14 protein-coding genes are annotated in these 16,074 nt (G+C 69.3%); 2 read left to right on the top strand and 12 right to left on the bottom strand.

Going from position 1 to position 16,074, the window contains the following annotated elements; all coding sequences use genetic code 11:
• Positions 1 to 133: 133 nt before the first annotated feature.
• The 5 genes from ACWGO0_RS29480 to ACWGO0_RS29460 form a co-directional block, all read right to left on the bottom strand.
• On the bottom strand, positions 134 to 1,342 hold the full coding sequence (locus tag ACWGO0_RS29480) for an LLM class flavin-dependent oxidoreductase (protein ID WP_453541618.1): 1,209 nt from the start codon (positions 1,340 to 1,342) through the stop codon (positions 134 to 136).
• Positions 1,339 to 2,376: an ABC transporter substrate-binding protein gene (locus ACWGO0_RS29475; RefSeq protein ID WP_453541615.1), complete on the bottom strand. Its 1,038-nt coding sequence runs from the start codon at positions 2,374 to 2,376 to the stop codon at positions 1,339 to 1,341. The genes ACWGO0_RS29480 and ACWGO0_RS29475 overlap by 4 nt, the downstream gene beginning before the upstream one ends.
• 47 nt (positions 2,377 to 2,423) lie before the next feature.
• On the bottom strand, positions 2,424 to 3,194 hold the full coding sequence (locus ACWGO0_RS29470; RefSeq protein WP_453541612.1) for an ABC transporter ATP-binding protein: 771 nt from the start codon (positions 3,192 to 3,194) through the stop codon (positions 2,424 to 2,426).
• A complete protein-coding gene (locus tag ACWGO0_RS29465; protein ID WP_453541609.1) occupies positions 3,167 to 4,051 on the bottom strand; it encodes an ABC transporter permease in 885 nt (294 codons plus the stop codon). Before ACWGO0_RS29465 ends, ACWGO0_RS29470 begins: the two co-directional genes overlap by 28 nt.
• A 218-nt stretch (positions 4,052 to 4,269) precedes the next feature.
• The gene (locus tag ACWGO0_RS29460) at positions 4,270 to 4,353 is read right to left on the bottom strand and encodes a putative leader peptide (protein ID WP_311307964.1); all 84 of its coding nucleotides are present in this window, start codon (positions 4,351 to 4,353) and stop codon (positions 4,270 to 4,272) included.
• Between the two features lie 92 nt (positions 4,354 to 4,445).
• Between ACWGO0_RS29460 and ACWGO0_RS29455 the strand changes: the two genes are divergently transcribed.
• Complete coding sequence (locus ACWGO0_RS29455) at positions 4,446 to 4,868, top strand: YjbQ family protein (protein WP_453541606.1); 423 nt, start codon at positions 4,446 to 4,448, stop codon at positions 4,866 to 4,868.
• Between the two features lie 146 nt (positions 4,869 to 5,014).
• Positions 5,015 to 7,252 (top strand): protein kinase domain-containing protein, encoded by a 2,238-nt coding sequence (locus ACWGO0_RS29450; RefSeq protein ID WP_453541603.1) that lies wholly within the window; start codon positions 5,015 to 5,017, stop codon positions 7,250 to 7,252.
• A 23-nt stretch (positions 7,253 to 7,275) separates the two neighbouring features.
• Here ACWGO0_RS29450 and ACWGO0_RS29445 read toward each other — a convergent pair whose 3' ends face one another.
• From ACWGO0_RS29445 to ACWGO0_RS29415, 7 genes are all read right to left on the bottom strand, one after another.
• Positions 7,276 to 8,313, bottom strand: coding sequence for an ABC transporter permease (locus ACWGO0_RS29445; RefSeq protein ID WP_453541600.1), 1,038 nt, complete (start codon positions 8,311 to 8,313; stop codon positions 7,276 to 7,278).
• Entirely contained in the window at positions 8,310 to 9,902 is a 1,593-nt protein-coding gene (locus ACWGO0_RS29440) for a sugar ABC transporter ATP-binding protein (protein WP_453541598.1), read from the bottom strand. The genes ACWGO0_RS29445 and ACWGO0_RS29440 overlap by 4 nt, the downstream gene beginning before the upstream one ends.
• 100 nt (positions 9,903 to 10,002) lie before the next feature.
• Complete coding sequence (locus ACWGO0_RS29435) at positions 10,003 to 11,043, bottom strand: substrate-binding domain-containing protein (RefSeq protein WP_453541595.1); 1,041 nt, start codon at positions 11,041 to 11,043, stop codon at positions 10,003 to 10,005.
• A 293-nt stretch (positions 11,044 to 11,336) separates the two neighbouring features.
• Positions 11,337 to 12,674: an ABC transporter substrate-binding protein gene (locus tag ACWGO0_RS29430; protein WP_453541592.1), complete on the bottom strand. Its 1,338-nt coding sequence runs from the start codon at positions 12,672 to 12,674 to the stop codon at positions 11,337 to 11,339.
• A gap of 55 nt (positions 12,675 to 12,729) precedes the next feature.
• Positions 12,730 to 13,698 (bottom strand): carbohydrate ABC transporter permease, encoded by a 969-nt coding sequence (locus ACWGO0_RS29425; RefSeq protein ID WP_453541589.1) that lies wholly within the window; start codon positions 13,696 to 13,698, stop codon positions 12,730 to 12,732.
• Between the two features lie 4 nt (positions 13,699 to 13,702).
• The gene (locus tag ACWGO0_RS29420) at positions 13,703 to 14,629 is read right to left on the bottom strand and encodes a carbohydrate ABC transporter permease (protein ID WP_453541586.1); all 927 of its coding nucleotides are present in this window, start codon (positions 14,627 to 14,629) and stop codon (positions 13,703 to 13,705) included.
• Between the two features lie 331 nt (positions 14,630 to 14,960).
• The gene (locus tag ACWGO0_RS29415; RefSeq protein WP_453541675.1) at positions 14,961 to 15,944 is read right to left on the bottom strand and encodes a LacI family DNA-binding transcriptional regulator; all 984 of its coding nucleotides are present in this window, start codon (positions 15,942 to 15,944) and stop codon (positions 14,961 to 14,963) included.
• Between the last annotated feature and the right edge of the window lie 130 nt (positions 15,945 to 16,074).

Genomic DNA, 16,074 nt, shown 5'->3' with positions numbered 1-16,074 from the left:
CCCCGGCGCCCCACACCCCCACAAACACGTGCCCCTCCCCGAGAGTTTGTATCGCTTTTGTCACGCGCCCGGGGGTGTTTGTTTCTTCCCGTGCGCGCGGGAAGATCCAGGACCGGCCGGAAGAGCGGACCGCTCAGCGGCCCCCGGCGACGAGCAGCGGAGCGCCGCCCGGTGCCGACGCCGGACGCCCGTTGGCGGCGGGCACCGAGAGCAGAGGCGAGGCAGGGACCCTCGACAGCAGCCCACGCGCCGCGAGCTCCGGGGTCACGCCCTCGCCGAACCAGTACGCCTCCTCCAGATGCGGATATCCGGAGAGCACGAAGTGCTCCACGCCCAGCGCGTGGTACTCCTCGATCCGGTCGGCCACCTCCGCATGGCTGCCGACCAGAGCCGTTCCGGCGCCGCCCCGCACCAGGCCGACGCCCGCCCAGAGATTCGGCGAGATCTCCAGCTTGTCGCGGGAGCCGCCGTGCAGCGCCAGCATCCGCTGCTGGCCCACCGACTCGCTCCGCCCCAGCGCCTGCTGCGCGGCGGCGATCGTCTCGGGGTCGAGATCGCCGAGCAGCCGGTCGGCCGTGGCCCACGCCTCGCGCGAGGAGTCGCGCGAGATGGTGTGCAGCCGTATCCCGAAGCGGACGGTACGGCCCTGCTCCTCGGCCAGCCGCCGGATCCAGTCGATCTTCTCCTTGACCGCGGCCGGAGGCTCGCCCCAGGTCAGATAGACATCGGCGTGCGCCGCCGCCACCGGCCCGGCCGCGGCCGACGACCCGCCGAAGAAGATCTCCGGCAGCGGGTCGGGCGGCAGCGCCGTCAGTGCGCCGTCGACCTGGTAGTGCTCGCCCGCGAAGTCGTACGGCCGCCCGCTCCACGCGCCCTTCACCACCGACAGGAATTCGGCGGTGCGGGCATAGCGCCGGTCGTGGTCCAGATGGTCACCGAAGCGCCGCTGCTCCGTGGAGTCGCCACCCGTCACCACATTGAGCAGCAGCCGCCCGCGAGTGATCCGCTGGTACGTGGCGGCCATCTGCGCGGCGAGCACCGGGGAGATGACCCCGGGCCGGAAGGCCACGAGGAACTTCAGCCGCTCGGTGTGCTGGGCCAGTGCGACCGTCGTCAGCCAGGCGTCCTCGCACCAGGTGCCGGTCGGTGTCAGTACCGCTTCAAAGCCCAACTGTTCGGCTGCTTTGGCTATTTGGATCAGATACTCGATATCGGGAGCGCGGATCCCGCTCACCGGCGTGATCCGGTCGCGCGTGATTCCGCCGTCGGTGTAGGCGTGCCGGTCGACCAGCGTCCGGCCGTCACCGCCGGTCGGCAGGAACCAGTGCAGGGAGACGGTCATGAGGATGCCTTTCCGTGAGATGCGTAGGAACGGGGAGCGGTGGAGGAAGGGGGAAGGTCACGGTTGAATCGGGTGTCGACGTAGTCGCCGAAGTCGAAGCGCCGGGGGATCAGCTTCAGCTCGGCGAAGGTGTCGGCGATCGCCTGCTCGGAGGCGATCGCGGCCGGATCGATGGCGACCGGGACCCGCGTTCCGTAGCTGCGCTTCACCGCGTCGAGCGCCACCTCGTACGGCAGTCCGGTCTCCTTCGCCCAGACCTTCGCCCACGCCTCGGGGTGCTCGAAGACCCAGCTCTGCGCACGCTCCAGCCGCACCAGCAGGTCGCCGATCGCCCGCGACTTCGCCTTGTCCGCGAGGGCGGCGGGCGAGGCCACCTGGAAGCCGAGCCCGTTGACCACACCCTCACCGGTGGTCAGCACCCGGGCCTTGGTGCTCCGCAGGATCTGCGAGGTGTACGGGTCCCAGATCGCCCACGCGTCGACCTTGCCCCGGCTGAAGGCGGCCAGCGCGTCGGCGGGCTGCAGATAGTTCAGCTCGACGTCGGAGACGGACAGGCCGGACTTCTTGAGGGAGGCGACCAGCTGGTAGTGGGCGGAGCTGCCCTGGGCCACCGCGACCGACTTGCCCTTGAGCTGCGCCGGGCTCTTCAGAGGTGAGTCCCCGGGGACAACGATCGTCTCGCCGGCCGACGAGCCGTGCGTGGCTCCCACGACGACGATCTTCGAGTCGGCACCCGCGGCGAAGACGGGCGGGGTGTTGCCGACCCCTCCGATGTCGACTGCCTTCGCGTTGACCGCTTCGAGGAGCGGTGGCCCGGAGGTGAACGTGGACCATTTGATGCGGTAGTCGAGATCGTCGAGCTCTCCGGACGCCCGCAGGATGGCTTCGTAACCACCCTTCTGGTCGCCGACGTTCAGCGTGACACCGCTGGAGCCGTCGGTGTTGCCCGCGGTCTCGGCGGAGGATGTCCCGCCGCAGGCGGCGAGCAGCAGGGTGAACGGCAGCAGCAAGGCGGGCAGGGTACGGCGTCTCATGATGTCTCTTCCTGGGAAAGTGATGCGGAGCGAAAAGTTGCGTCGGTTCAGGCGGCCTCGGCCGGAGCGGCGGGGCCCTCGACGCCCAGCTCGGCCAGCAGGCGCGAGCGCAGCGCGGCGAAGCCGGGACTGCCCACATCGCGTGGCCGGTCCAGGTCCACGGGCGTGTCGTAGGCGATCTCGCCGTCGCGCATCACCAGCGCCCGGTCGGCGAGCAGGAGTGCCTCGTCCACGTCGTGGGTGACCAACAGCACCGCACAGCCCCGTCGTTGCCAGAGTTCGGCGACCAACTGCTGGGCCTTGATCCTGGTCAGCGCGTCGAGTGCGCCGAACGGCTCGTCGAGCAGCAGCAGATCGGGTTCGCGTACGAGAGCCCGGGCCAGCGAAGCGCGCTGCGCCTCGCCGCCGGAGAGCGTCTTGGGCCAGGCCCCCGAACGCTCCGAAAGACCCACCTCTTCCAACGCCCGCTCGGCCACGACACGTTCGGGGTTGCCCGGCAGCCCGAGCAGCACATTGCGCCAGACCCGCTTCCACGGCATCAGGCGCGGCGCCTGGAACGCGACGGCCCGCCGCCTCGGCACGAGCACTGTGCCCTTGATCTCGCGGTCCAGTCCGGCGAGAACCCGCAGCAGAGTGGATTTCCCGCAGCCGCTCCGTCCCAGCAGGGCGGTGAACTCCCCTGCGCGCAAGGTCAGATCGAGCCCGTCGATCACGGGCCTTCCGTCGAAGGACCGGGTCAGCCCCTCGATCCGTACAGCGGCCTCCGGCTGTGCGCCGGGGCCGGGGGCGGTCACTGGCCCGTGAAGGTCGGTCGCCATTGCAGCAGCAGCCTTTCGAGGATGCGGACGATGACATCGGCGGTGAGGCCGAGGAAGGCGTAGACGACGAGGCAGACGACGATGACGTCGGTCCGGAAGAACTCCCGTGCCTGGTTCATCAGGAAGCCGATTCCGGCGTCGGCGTTGATCGACTCGCCGAAGACGAGCGCCAGCCAGGCGGTCGCGAGCGAGTAGCGAAGCCCTGTCATGGCACCGGGCAGGGCGCCCGGCAGCACCACATGCCGGATCAGACCCCACCTCCCGAGCCCCAACGACTGCCCGGCCTCGATGAGTTGGGAGGCCACACCACGGATCCCGGCATACACGTTCAGATACAGATGGAAGGCGACCCCGAGCGCGATCAGCGCCACCTTCGGGGCCTCACCGATCCCGAGCCAGATGATGAACAGCGGGATCAGACCGACCCAGGGAACGGTCCGCAGCATCTGCACGGTCGCGTCGACCAGGTCCTCGCCGAGCCTGGAGAGCCCTGACACCAGCGCGAGCGCCGTACCGATGACGCCACCGAGCAGCAGCCCCACCGCGACCCGCCGGAGCGACACGCCCATCGCGGACGGCAGGGTGCCGTCCGCGACCAGATCCGCTCCGGCACGGGCGATGGTGCCGGGGGAGGCGAGGACATCGGGATGCAGGACCCCGGCGGCGCTGAACACCTGCCACAGCGAGAGAAGCAGCAGTGGGCCGATCGTGCGCCGCACCCATCGCGGCACGGAACCGAGCCGGATACCCGATGCCGGGACCGGGACGACCGGCTCCAGATCAACGGCCGGCGGAGAGGAGCTGAGGAACTTTCCCGGAACCGGCGATATATCCGGCGGGGCATGGTCAACGGTCATGAGGACTCCATGAGCAGGGCAACGCGGGGGACCGCACCCCTCACGCCCGTACGCCACATCGCGCCGAACCGGCGCGCGGGGCCCGCTAGGACAGGCGGACCCGCGGGCGCAACGGCAGGCGCGGCAGGAAGGGGAGGGTGAGACGGTGCGCGGACGCGTACGGCAGGAGCGGGCGCGTCACGCGCCCGGTCACCGTAGGGAGAATCGCTGAGAGAACGTCAGCAGCCGCGACAACACGCGGCGGAGGCCACCCGCAGCAGGTCGATGTGACCGCGCGAAGTGAGCAGAGCTGAACGGAACATGGCGCCGAACGTAGCGACGCGGAACGGAACCGGTCAATGGCGTCTCGTTCCGTGGACGCGCGATCCCACCGCGTGGGAGCGAGAATGGCACCATGCCGGAATCCTTCACCACACACGTCCTGAACCTCACCACGGGGACGACGGAAACCGTCACCGACCTGACGGCGGAGTGCGAACAGTTCCTCACCGCCGCCGCCCACGGCCGGGACGGTCTCCTCAACATCTTCGTGCCGCACGCGACGGCCGGAATCGCCGTCCTGGAGACCGGAGCGGGCAGCGACGACGACCTGCTCACCGCACTCCACACACTGCTCCCCGCCGACGACCGCTGGCAGCACCGCCACGGAAGCCCGGGCCACGGCCGCGACCACGTACTCCCCGCCCTGGTGCCGCCGCATGCGACGCTGCCGGTGATCGGGGGGCGGCTGGAACTGGGCACGTGGCAGTCGGTCTGCCTGGTGGATACGAACGTCGACAACGCGGACCGGCAGGTGCGGCTGAGCTTCCTGGGCTAGCCGGTCGCTCCGGTGAGACAGCAGCGGGGGAGCCCTGGGTGTCACCCGCTTTGCTCTGCCGTACTGCCCTGCGGCTAGTTTGTGTGCAGGACAGACAGGCAGGCCCGTGGTGGCACAGGTGCACGGGGGACGAGAGGTCGGGAAGAGTGTCGCTGCGCGGAGGTGATCCCGCCGAGATCGGCGGCTATCCGCTTGAGGCCCGGCTGGGCTCGGGTGGCATGGGCACGGTCTTTCTGGCCCGTACGAGTTCGGGGCGGCCTGTCGCGATCAAACTGATCCATCAGCAGTTCGCCGGGGACGACGAGTTCCGCATCCGTTTCCGGCAGGAGGTGGCGGCGGCCAGGCGGGTGAGCGGCGCGTTCACCGCCGCCGTGGTCGACGCCGCCCCCGAGGCCGAGCAGCCGTGGATGGCGACGACCTATATCGAGGGGCACACGCTCGCCCAGCGCATCGCCGCGGAGGGCCCGTTGGACGGAGCGGAGCTGAGGAGGCTCGCCATCGGGCTGGCGGAGGCGCTGCGCGACATCCACCGGGTGGGGGTCGTCCACCGTGACCTGAAGCCCTCGAACGTCGTGCTCTCGCCCGAGGGTCCGCGCGTCATCGACTTCGGCATTTCGCGCGCCGTGGACCAGCAGACGCTGACGATGACAGGGCGGGTCATCGGTACGCCGCCCTTCATGTCGCCGGAGCAGTTGCAGGCGCCGCGTGGTGTGGGGCCGCGGTCCGACGTCTTCTCGTTGGGGGCGCTGCTGGTGTACTCGGCGACGGGCCGCGGGCCCTTCGACGCGGACAGCCCCTACATGACGGCATATCAGGTGGTGCACGAGGAGCCGTCGCTGGATGCCGTGCCGGTGGCTTTGCGCGAGATCGTCGAGTCGTGCCTGGACAAGGAGCCCACGGGGCGCCCCTCGGCGGACGAACTCCTCGTGCTGCTGCGGGACCTGCCTGCCGACCTCGGCGGGGCCGTCGCGGTCGGAGCCGGCGCGGGCCGCACCCGCGACGTGAGCACCCAGCATCACCTCATGACGCCGGCCACACCGCCGCCGGCCACCGCTCCGGCCGCTCCCGGTAATGGGATCACCGGCACCCCCATCGGCCGCCGTCTGCGCCGCCGATGGCGTCCGGCGCTCGCGACCGCCGTCGCTGTGGCAGCGATCGGGGGCGGGGTCGCCGCAGTGACGGCCGACGGCCTCGGGAGGAACAGCGGCGGCGACGGGAACAAGAACAGCGTCGCGGCGCCGGGTGCCGCACTACCGGACGGCTTCGGCCCGTGGCGCAAGGCCGTGCCGGGCGGTCTCGAGGACATCCCCGACGAGCTGCGCTGCGTCGCGCGCGGCGACGCGCTGTTCTGCGGGGGAGGCGGTGTCGTCGCGACCCGTATCAGGGCCCTGGACGGCTCACGGGTGTGGACGGCGAAGAGCCCGGGCGTCCCCGTCCAGGGCATGCACCTGGTGGGCGCCACCGACGACACGGTGCTCGGCTACCGCTTCGCCGCCCAGGATTCCCCGCAGGACCCTCCCAGCGAGGTGGTGGCCATCGACGCGGACAACGGCCGGGAGCTGTGGTCCGTGCAGTCCGGCGCCCAGTCGACGGCCGTCACCGGCCGGACTCAGGACGCCGTTGTGGTCGGCTCAGCCGTCGTGACGGTCGACGCTTCCAACTCCCGCTTCGAGGCCCGGGACGCGCACAGCGGTGAGGTCACCTGGACGACGTCGTTCCCCGCGGGTACGCAGTGTGCTCCCGTCCCGGTGAGCCCACAGCTCATGGCGATGTGCGCGACGGATGCGGAGGTGGACGCCTCAGAGGTGCGCAACCCCACCCTGTACACGGTCGACCGCGCCTCGGGGACACTGGGCAGGCCCATCGCGGTCGACGGTCCGGCCGTGCCGATGGGTGTCGCCAAGGGCAGGCTCGTACTCCTTCAGGAGCACTTGGAGGGACCGGCGCTGGTCGGCTACGACGGGGTGGCGCGGGTCGACCCGGCCTCGCGGAAGGTGACGTACTCCCGACTGTCCAAGACATACGCGGGCACGCCCGGCATGGCGGACGGCACCGTCTACGTGAGCGGGCGGACCGGTCTCGTCACGGCGCTGGACCCCGCGACCGGCCGGACGAAGTGGTCGCGGCAGACTGCCGTGGAGGGCGCGTCGGGTCCCGCGGCTGGAGCGAACGCGCTGTATTTCAGCTCGGCCACCGGCCGGGTGGTCGCGCTGTCGCCGCGCGATGGCAGAACCCTGTGGACAACAGACCCGCAGGCCGATGGTCTGACGGGCGAGGAGGGCGCAAGCCCCCGCGTGACCATTGCCGGGCGTGCGGTGATCGTGGCCGCGGCCAGGAACACGCTCTTCGCCTTCGACGCGCAGAAGCCGCCGAAGTCGGGCTGACCCCGGCGGCATTCGAGCCTCTGTCAGTGAGGCAGCCCGACTGCCCTCTCTCCGCTGCGACGCTGCTGGATGACGACGGCGATGACGAGGAGCGCGCCCTGGGCGACGTTCTGCCAGAAGGTGTTGATGCCCTGGACGGTGAGACCGTTCTCCAGGCAGCCGAGCAGGGCCACGGCGAGCAGGGTGCCGCCGATCCCTCCCTTGCCTCCCTTGAGAGCGGCGCCGCCCAGGGCGGCAGCGGTGATCGCCTTGAGTTCCAGGCCCTCGCTGCCTGAGACGGGCTGGCCCGATCCGGTGCGGGCGGTCAGCAGGATGCCGGCGATGGCGGCGACGATGCCGATGAGCGCGTAGACGCAGATCAGGTACTTGTTGATGTTGATACCGGCGAGGCGGGCGGCGGTGTCGTTGCCGCCGATGGCGTACAGATTGCGTCCGATGTCGGTGTACTTGAGCAGCAGGTGGACGGTGACGGCCACGACGATCAGGATCCAGACCATGACCGGAAGGCCCGCGATCCTGCCGCGACCGAGGAAGACGAAGAACCCGTCGTTGAGGACATAGCCCTGCGCGCGCCCGTCGGACAGGAGCTGGGCGAGTCCCTTGTACGCGGCGAGGCCGGCGAGTGTGGCGATGGTGGGGTTGACCCGGCCGTAGACGATGACGAGGCCGTTCAGTGCGCCGATCAGCATGCCGACGCCGACGGCGGCGGCAACGCCGAGGAAGGCTCCCGAGCCGGTCGCGGTGAAGGTCATGGCGCTGACGACGGAGGCGACGCCGACCTGCGAGCCGACGGAGATGTCGAGTCCGCCGCAGATGATGACCACGGTCTGCACGATCGCCAGCAGCCCGGTGATGGTCGCCGCTTCGGCGACGACCTGCATGTTCGACAGGCTCAGGTAGTTGTCGTTCAGGGCGGCGAACAGGGCGAGAACGACGACGAGCGCGCCGATCAGGCTGACGTTCTGGCCACCCAGGCCCGCGAGGAGCTTCGGCCGACGCGAAGTGGGGCCGTCGCCGGGGGATCCCTTCACGGCCGGGGAAGAGGTGCTGGTGAGGGTCATGATGAGGCTCCGGGGGCGGTGCCGACGATGTCATCGGCCATGGCGAGTTGGAGGATGGATTCTTCGGTGGCTTCGCTGCGGTCGAGTTCGCCGGTGATCCGGCCGCCCTGCATGACGACGACACGGTCGGCGAGACCGAGGAGTTCGGGGAGCTCCGAGGAGATGACCAGCAGGGCGATGCCCTCCTCGGCCAGGTCGGCGATGATCTGGTAGATCTCGGCCTTGGCGCCGACGTCGATGCCGCGCGTCGGCTCGTCGAGGATCAGGACCTTCGGCTTGCGGGCCAGCCATCGGGCCAGGACCACCTTCTGCTGGTTGCCACCCGACAGTTTGCGTACCTCGTGGTCGATCGACGGGGCGCGGACCCGCAGTCGGTCGGCGTACTCCTGCGCGAGGCGACGTTCGGCCGCGCGTCGCACGAAGCGGAAGCGTCGCAGCCGGTCGAGCACCACGAGCGACGTGTTCTCTTTGACGGACTGCCGCAGGAACAGTGCCTGGGCCTTGCGTTCCTCGGGCGCCAGCCCGAGTCCGGCGCTGATCACCTCGCCCGGCCGGCCGCCGCGCAGCGGCGTGCCGTCGAGGGTGACCGTGCCACTGCGGACGGGGAGGTCGCCCGCGAGCGAGAGGGCGAGCTCCGAGCGGCCGGCCCCGATCAGTCCTGCGAGGCCGACGACCTCGCCCGCCCGCACCTGGAGTGAGACGTCGGTGACTTCGTCGGTCGTGAGGTTCCGGACGTCGAGGACCAGTCGGTCGACGGCCACACGCTGACGTACGAACGCGGCGGACAGGTCGCGGCCCACCATCTGGCGCACGAGCTCGCCCTCGTTCGTGGCGCGGGCGTCCTGGACGCCGACCAGGCTGCCGTCGCGCAGCACGGCGATGCGGTCGGCGAGCTGGAAGATCTCCTGCATGCGGTGCGAGACGTAGACGATCGCGATGCCCTCGTCGCGCAGCCGCCGTATCAGCGTGAACAGCGCGTCGACCTCGTGCTCCGACAGCGATGACGTCGGTTCGTCGAACGCGATCAGTCGTGCGGTCGTGCTGCCGGTCAGTGCCCGCATGATCTCCACCAACTGCCTTTGAGCGGGTGCGAGTTGCGAGCCGAGCAGAGCCGGGTCGAGGACGTGGGCGAAGCCCAGCCGGTCCAGGTCGGCCTTGATACGCCGGTCCAGGGTGGCCCGGTCCAGCATCCGTCCGCGCCTGCGGGGAAGGGCGCCGGCGTAGACGTTCTCCGCCACGGAGATGTGGGGGATGATCTCGGGTTCCTGGGGGATGATCCGGATTCCGGCGGCCCGGGCGCGGGCGGGGGAGTCGAGTGCGAACTGCTCTCCGTTCACGACGACGCTCCCCTCAGTGGGCTGGTGGTCACCGGTGAGGATCTTCAGGAGCGTGGACTTGCCGGCGCCGTTCTCACCCATCAGCGCGGTGATCTGACCTGCGGGGAAGTCGAGCGTGACGCCGCCGAGCGCCCGTACCGTGCCGAAGCGCTTGGTGATGCCCGACACTGCGACGGGCGACGGCTGGGATGCCGCCGGGAGCGGTCCGTCTGGGGGTTCTGGGGCGGCGGTCGGGTGATGCGCTGGGATCATGGGTCGGTTCACCTCGAAGGCACGGTGCAGGCAAGGGGTCGGGGGCGCGGTGTGGGTCACCGGCGGGCGGCCGTACGCGGCGGCCACCCGCCGGGAGCGCTCAGCTGCAGGTGACTCCGGCGCCCTTCCAGGAGCCGTGGTCGACCATGGTGGTGGGGGCGAAGGCCTCGGCAGGGAAGTTCTTGCCGTTCTTGAGCTTGTCGTACATGGTCTGGACGGCCAGGGCGCCGACGTCCTTGCCGTTGATGAACAGGGCCGCCTTCATGCCGGTCGGCTTGTCCGTCTGCCACTCCTTGCAGGCGAGGTACGCGCCGAGCCCGACCCCGATGACGCTGTCCGGGCCGATGCCCGCATTGGCGAGTGCGGTCACGCCGCCCATGACGTTCTCGTCGTTGCAGCCCCAGACCACCCAGTTCTTGACGCCGGGGTTGGCGGTGACGGTCGCGGCGATCTTGTCCTGGGCGCCGGTGGGCGTGTTGTCGGTGGGGACGTCGATGGTCTTCACACCGGGAACGGCCGCCTGGAAGGCATTCTTGGCACCGGCGACCCTGTCTCCGCAGACCGTGACGTCCTGCTTCCACGCCGAGACGACGCGCGTTTCGGAGGCCTTCCAGCCCGCCTTCTCGTACTCGGCGGCGGCCCGCTTTCCGACTTCCTCGCCCATCTGGGCGCCGCTGAACCCGATCCGCGGCACGAGGTCGCCCTTGTCGCAGGCAGCCGGGTCGGGACCCGTGGCGCAGATCTGGTCGTCGGACGTCAGCAGCGCGACCCCGCCGTCCTTCGCGGTCTGCACGACCTGCGGGCCGACGGCCGGGTCGGGTACGACGATGACGACCCCGCTCGTCTTCTGCGCGATCGCCGACTGCACCTCGCTGACGGTCTTGTTGGCATCGTTGCCCAGGTTGACCACCTTGAGGTCGATACCCAGCTCCTTGGCCTTCTCCTTCGCGCCCGCGGCCTCGCCGATGAAGTACTCCTGGTCACCCTGCTTCTGGAGATACGTGATCGAGATCTTGCCCTCGGCCTTGCCGGCCGGGCTGTCGGCCGTGGCCTCCCTGCCCGAGGAGCACGCGGTACTCAGGCCGAGGGTCAGCAGCAGACCGGTGGCAGCGGCGGCGCGGCTGGGGGTGGAACGGAACATCGGGGCTCCTTCGTGCGAGAAAGAAGAGGCTGCGGGGCTGAGAGCACCTCGGCAGGGGAACCTGGATTCCTCAAAATCAAACAGGTTCAAACGTATAGCTACATAACACAACGCAATGTCAGAGGCGTCAAGAGTTGTGACGGGTCGAGACGAGTCTGTTATCCATGACCGGCTATATCCGTGAACAGGCAGCAAAAAGCCCCCAGTTCGCCTGGCGTGCCATCGGCTTCGATGGCACGCGCAGGCGCACTGAGGGCGCAACAAATTCGAACAGCTATGGATGGTGGTGTGGGCTAGTCACCGACGCCGAAACCCTGGTCCTTGCCGTACTTGACGCTCGTGTCCTGCCAGGACTTCAGGCCGTCGGTGAGCGTGGTGGAGGAGACGTACGCCTTGCCCACCGTGTCGTTGAAGACCGAGTTCGCGTACACCTGGTACGGCAGGTAGGACCAGTCGGTGCCGACGTCGCGAGCCGACTCGGCGAAGACCTGGTTGGCCTTCTGGCCGCCGAAGTAGGGGAACGGGGCGTCGAGGAACGCCTTCGACTCCAGGTCGGCACGGGTGGCAGGGAAGGCGCCCTCGGCAACGCGGGAGCCGGCGCCGGTTCCAGTCGTCGCGAACTCCGTGAAGGCGTAGGCGAGTTCCTTGTTCTTGGCGGCCTTCGGGACAGCCAGCGAGCTGCCGCCGTTCTCCGCGCTCGCCTTGTCGCCCTTCGTCCACTGCGGCAGCGGGGCGACCCGCCAGTCGCCGGAGGCCGAAGCGACGCCGGAGGAGAGGTTGGCAGGCATCCATGCACCGATGGAGAGGGTGGCGATGGAGCCGTCGGCCAGGCCCTTGTACCAGGCGTCGCTCCAGGAGCTGATCGGCGCGACCAGCTTCTCGTCGAGGAGCTTCTGCCAGGTGGCGGTGTACTTCTTGGTGCCGTCGTCGCCGAAGTCGATGGTGACGTTCGTGCCGTCGGTCTTGTACGGACGGCCGCCGGCCTGCCAGATCAGGCTGGTCGTGGCGCCGGCGTCACCGGTGTCGTTGGTGATGAAGATCTTGGGGTCGGCCTTGTGGAGGGTGCGGGCCGCTTCCACGTACTCGTCCCATGTGGCCGGCACGTCGATGCCGTGCTTGTCGAAGACCTTCTTGTTGTAGAAGAACGCCATGGGGCCGGAGTCCATGGGCAGGGCGTAGATCGCCTTGTCCTGGGTGACCGCGTTCCACGGTCCGGGCGTGAAGGTCTTGCCGTACTTCTTGGCGCCGTAGGGGGACAGGTCCTCGACGGACTTGCCGATGGCGAACTGCCCGAGAGCGTAGTACTCGACCTGCGCGACATCGGGGGCGCCGGAACCGGCCGCTATCGCGTTCTGCAGGGCGGTGTACTGCTTGTCGCCGGTGCCCGCGTTGACCAGCTCGATGTCGACGTTGGGGTACTTCTTCTCGAAGTCCTCCGCCACCTTCTTGAGCGTGGGTTCCCAGGCCCACACCGTCACCTTTCCGCCCTTCTCCAGTGCGGACTTGACGTCCTTCGGGCCGCCGGCGCCGCCGCCGTCCGAGGCGTCGGAGCCGCAGGCCGTGGCGGTGAGGGCGAGTGCGGAGACCACGGCGAGTGCGCCGAGCAGTCTGCGGGTGGTGTGCGTGTCCATGGGCTGTGCTCCTGGTGGATGGTGCGGGTGGAGTGGGGAGGAGAGGCGTACGGGGTTATTCCTTGACGCTGCCTGCGGCCAGGCCGGACTGCCAGAACCGCTGGAGCAGCAGGAAGATCGCGACGATCGGCACGATCGTCAGCAGGGAGCCGGTGATGATGAGGTCGAAGACCGCCTCGCCGCCCGCGGTCTGGGCCTGGGCGTTCCAGGCGTTGAGGCCGAGTGTCAGCGGGTACCAGTCGGGATCCTTGATCATGATCAGCGGCAGGAAGTAGTTGTTCCAGGTCGCGACCATCGAGAACAGGAGCACGGTGACGGTGCCCGGCATCAGCAGCGGCAGCGCGATCGTGAAGAAGGTGCGCAGCTCGCCGGAGCCGTCGATGCGCGCGGCCTCCAGGAGCTCGTCGGGGACGGCCTCGGCGGCGAAGACCCACATCAGGTAGAGCCCGAAAGGCGAGATCAGGGACGGGATGATCACGGCCCAGGGGGTGTTGGTCAGGCCCATGTTGCTGAACATCAGGAAGGTGGGCACGGCGAGCGCGGTGCCGGGCACCGCCACGGCCCCGATGACTACCGCGAAGACCGCCCGACGGCCGGGGAAGTCGTACTTGGCGAGCGCGTACCCGCCGAGTACGGCCAGGACCGTGGCGCCGCCCGCGCCCGCGGCGACGTACAACAGGGTGTTGAGCAGCCAGCGGACGAAGACGCCGTCGTCGTAGGTGAGCGTGCGGGTGATGTTGTCCCAGAGGTGTGTGTCGTCGGCGAACCAGAGCCCGAAGGAGTCGAGCAGTCCGTTCTGGTCCTTGGTGGCGTTGATGACCAGCCAGGCGAGCGGGAGCAGGGTGTAGACGAGGACCAGGCCGGTCACGAGGGTGAGGCGAACGCTGGGACGTGGGTGGAGCGGGGTGTGAGGGAGCCGCCTGCCGCGCTTGGTCCCGGTGGTGCGGGAGGCGGTCCGGGTCGAGGTCTCCGGAGTGGCGCCGGCGGCCGGTGTGGCTGCCGCGGTGGTGAGAGAGGTGGTCATCGGCTCAGCCCTTCCGCATGCCGCGCAGCTGGACCGTGTACGCGATGATCACGGTGATCACGCCCATCACGATCGCCACGGTCGCCGCGTAGTTGTGCTGCTGGCCCGAGAAGGACAGCGAGTAGGTGTAGAGGTTGGGCGTGAAGTCGCTGGTGATGGCGTTGGGGGCGAGCTTCTGGAGGATGCTCGGCTCGTTGAACAGCTGGAAGCTGCCGATGATCGAGAAGATCGTGGCGATGACGAGCGCGCTGCGGATCGCCGGAAGCTTGACCGAGGTCACGACGCGCCACTCGCCGGCGCCGTCGATCGCCGCGGCCTCGTAGAGCGAGCACGGCACGACCTTGAGCGCGGAGTAGAAGATCAGCATGTTGTAGCCGACGAACTCCCAGGTCACGATGTTGCCGATGGACGCGAGGACCAGCGAAGGGGAGAGCGGGTCGGGCAGGGTGACCCCGAGCGCGTCGTTCACGTTGCCGACGAGGCCGAACTGCGTGCCGTACATGAAGCCCCAGATCAGGCTGGCGACGACGGCGGGTACGGCGTAGGGCAGGAAGATCGCGACGCGGAAGAAGTTCTTGCCGTACAGCCTGCCGCTGTCGATCGCCAGGGCGACGAGCAGGGCGACGCCGAGCATCACCGGCACCTGGACCAGGAGGAAGAGGCCGACCCGCGTCAGTCCCTCCCAGAATCGCGGGTCCGAGATGGCCTCGCGGTAGTTGTCGAGACCGACGAACGAAGTGCCGCCGATGAGCCGGTCCTGGAAGAGGCTCAGATGGACTGCGTAGCCGATCGGTGCCAGGAACACGAGGCCGAAGACCGCGACGAACGGGCCGACGAACCCCCAGCCCACCAGGGCCTCCTTGCGGAGACGGAAACGGGCTCGTCGGCGGGGCGGGTGGACCGCCTGCGCTGACGTCGACAGGAGCGTCATGGGTGGTTCCTTGTGTCGGTGACCGACCGGTCGGGAACGGAGCGGAGGAAGCGGAGGCCTGGGGCCGGGAGGCCGCGAGGGCCGGAGGAAGGCTGAACCGATGAGCGATGTTTACGTAATCATCGATGGCTCGATGGTTGCACCACCCTCAGATGGGCGTCAAGCACAAGGAGGCAGCAATCAAGCGGGATTTACGTGATGAACCCGGACACGCCGGTCGTGCGCCACGGTGGGCGGGGCAAGGGGGAACGGCAGGTGGGAACGTGGCCGGAGGAGCCCCGGCGCGTAGCCGAGTACCCTCCCGCGGCATTCACGAGGGCGCCGGAATCCGTCAGGCGGGCGGAGGTCCTGTACTGGCCCGCACCACGAGTGTGGGTTCCACGGCGAGTCGCCGCGGCCCGTTGCCGCGGTGTTCGATCTGTTCCAGCAGCAGGGTCACACAGTGCCGGCCCACCACGTCGAAGTCCTGGTGCACCGTGGTCAGCGGCGGCTCGAAGAACGAGGCTTCGGGTACGTCGTCGAAGCCCGCCACGCTGATCTCGCCCGGCACGGACCGCCCCGCCTCGTGCATGGCCCGCAGCACTCCCAGTGCCATCTGGTCGTTCGCCGCGAACACCGCTGTGGCGTCGGGGATCTGCACCAGCGTCCGCCCGGCCAGGTAGCCCGATTCGGCGGTCCAGTCCCCGTACAGGGTCGGACGCACCGGGGCGCCGGCCGCGACGAGCGTACGCTCCCACGCTTCGGAGCGCCGCCGTGCGGCGAAGGAGTCGCGCGGGCCGCTGACGTGGTAGACGGTCCGGTGGCCGAGCTCCAGCAGGTGGCTGACCACGCCTCGTGTGCCACGAGCCTGGTCGAAGTCGACGTTCGGGTACTCGTGCCCGGTGTCTCCGTCGGCGACGACCACCGGCATCGTGGGCGGCAGGTGCAGTGACGGCGTGTCGAGCATCTGGGACTCGATCAGCACGATGCCGTCGACGGACTGCAGCATCAGGTGCCGGAAGGCCTGCCGTACAGCAGCCTCGGTCTGCGCCCGGACTCCCATGAAGTTGACCGAGAATCCCGCCTCGCGCGCCGCGTCCGCGATCGCGCCGAGCGTACGGGCGTTGCCGTGCGCGCCGACGTCGAAGCTGACCACACCGATCGCCCCGAACCTGCCCGTGACCAGTGCGCGCGCCGCCGCGTTGGGGCGATAGCCGAGCTCCTGCATCGCGGCCAGAACCTTCGCACGTGTCGTCTCGTCGACATTGTCGTGGTTGTTGGCCACGCGCGAGACGGTCTGCGAGGACACACCGGCCTTCGCCGCGACCTCCGCCATCGAGGGCCACTTCCGGGGCGGGCGCGAGCGGGGCGTCCTCGTTGCCTTGTCCGCCACCTTCGACCGTTCCTTCCCCGGGCTTCGAGGGCGCGCGCGTGCCGCGCCCCATCCATTCATGTTGACGCAAACA

The organism is Streptomyces sp. NPDC055749 (assembly GCF_053617235.1).
The sequence above is the reverse complement of the archived record's forward strand: the minus strand, read 5'-3'. Positions and strand labels throughout refer to the sequence as shown.

Coding starts and splice junctions, on each gene's coding strand:
- ACWGO0_RS29480 (WP_453541618.1), bottom strand. CDS start 1,342: ATGACCGTCTCCCTGCACTGGTTCCTGCCGACCGGCGGTGACGGCCGG.
- ACWGO0_RS29475 (WP_453541615.1), bottom strand. CDS start 2,376: ATGAGACGCCGTACCCTGCCCGCCTTGCTGCTGCCGTTCACCCTGCTG.
- ACWGO0_RS29470 (WP_453541612.1), bottom strand. CDS start 3,194: ATGGCGACCGACCTTCACGGGCCAGTGACCGCCCCCGGCCCCGGCGCA.
- ACWGO0_RS29465 (WP_453541609.1), bottom strand. CDS start 4,051: ATGACCGTTGACCATGCCCCGCCGGATATATCGCCGGTTCCGGGAAAG.
- ACWGO0_RS29460 (WP_311307964.1), bottom strand. CDS start 4,353: ATGTTCCGTTCAGCTCTGCTCACTTCGCGCGGTCACATCGACCTGCTG.
- ACWGO0_RS29455 (WP_453541606.1), top strand. CDS start 4,446: ATGCCGGAATCCTTCACCACACACGTCCTGAACCTCACCACGGGGACG.
- ACWGO0_RS29445 (WP_453541600.1), bottom strand. CDS start 8,313: ATGACCCTCACCAGCACCTCTTCCCCGGCCGTGAAGGGATCCCCCGGC.
- ACWGO0_RS29440 (WP_453541598.1), bottom strand. CDS start 9,902: ATGATCCCAGCGCATCACCCGACCGCCGCCCCAGAACCCCCAGACGGA.
- ACWGO0_RS29435 (WP_453541595.1), bottom strand. CDS start 11,043: ATGTTCCGTTCCACCCCCAGCCGCGCCGCCGCTGCCACCGGTCTGCTG.
- ACWGO0_RS29430 (WP_453541592.1), bottom strand. CDS start 12,674: ATGGACACGCACACCACCCGCAGACTGCTCGGCGCACTCGCCGTGGTC.
- ACWGO0_RS29425 (WP_453541589.1), bottom strand. CDS start 13,698: ATGACCACCTCTCTCACCACCGCGGCAGCCACACCGGCCGCCGGCGCC.
- ACWGO0_RS29420 (WP_453541586.1), bottom strand. CDS start 14,629: ATGACGCTCCTGTCGACGTCAGCGCAGGCGGTCCACCCGCCCCGCCGA.
- ACWGO0_RS29415 (WP_453541675.1), bottom strand. CDS start 15,944: ATGGCGGAGGTCGCGGCGAAGGCCGGTGTGTCCTCGCAGACCGTCTCG.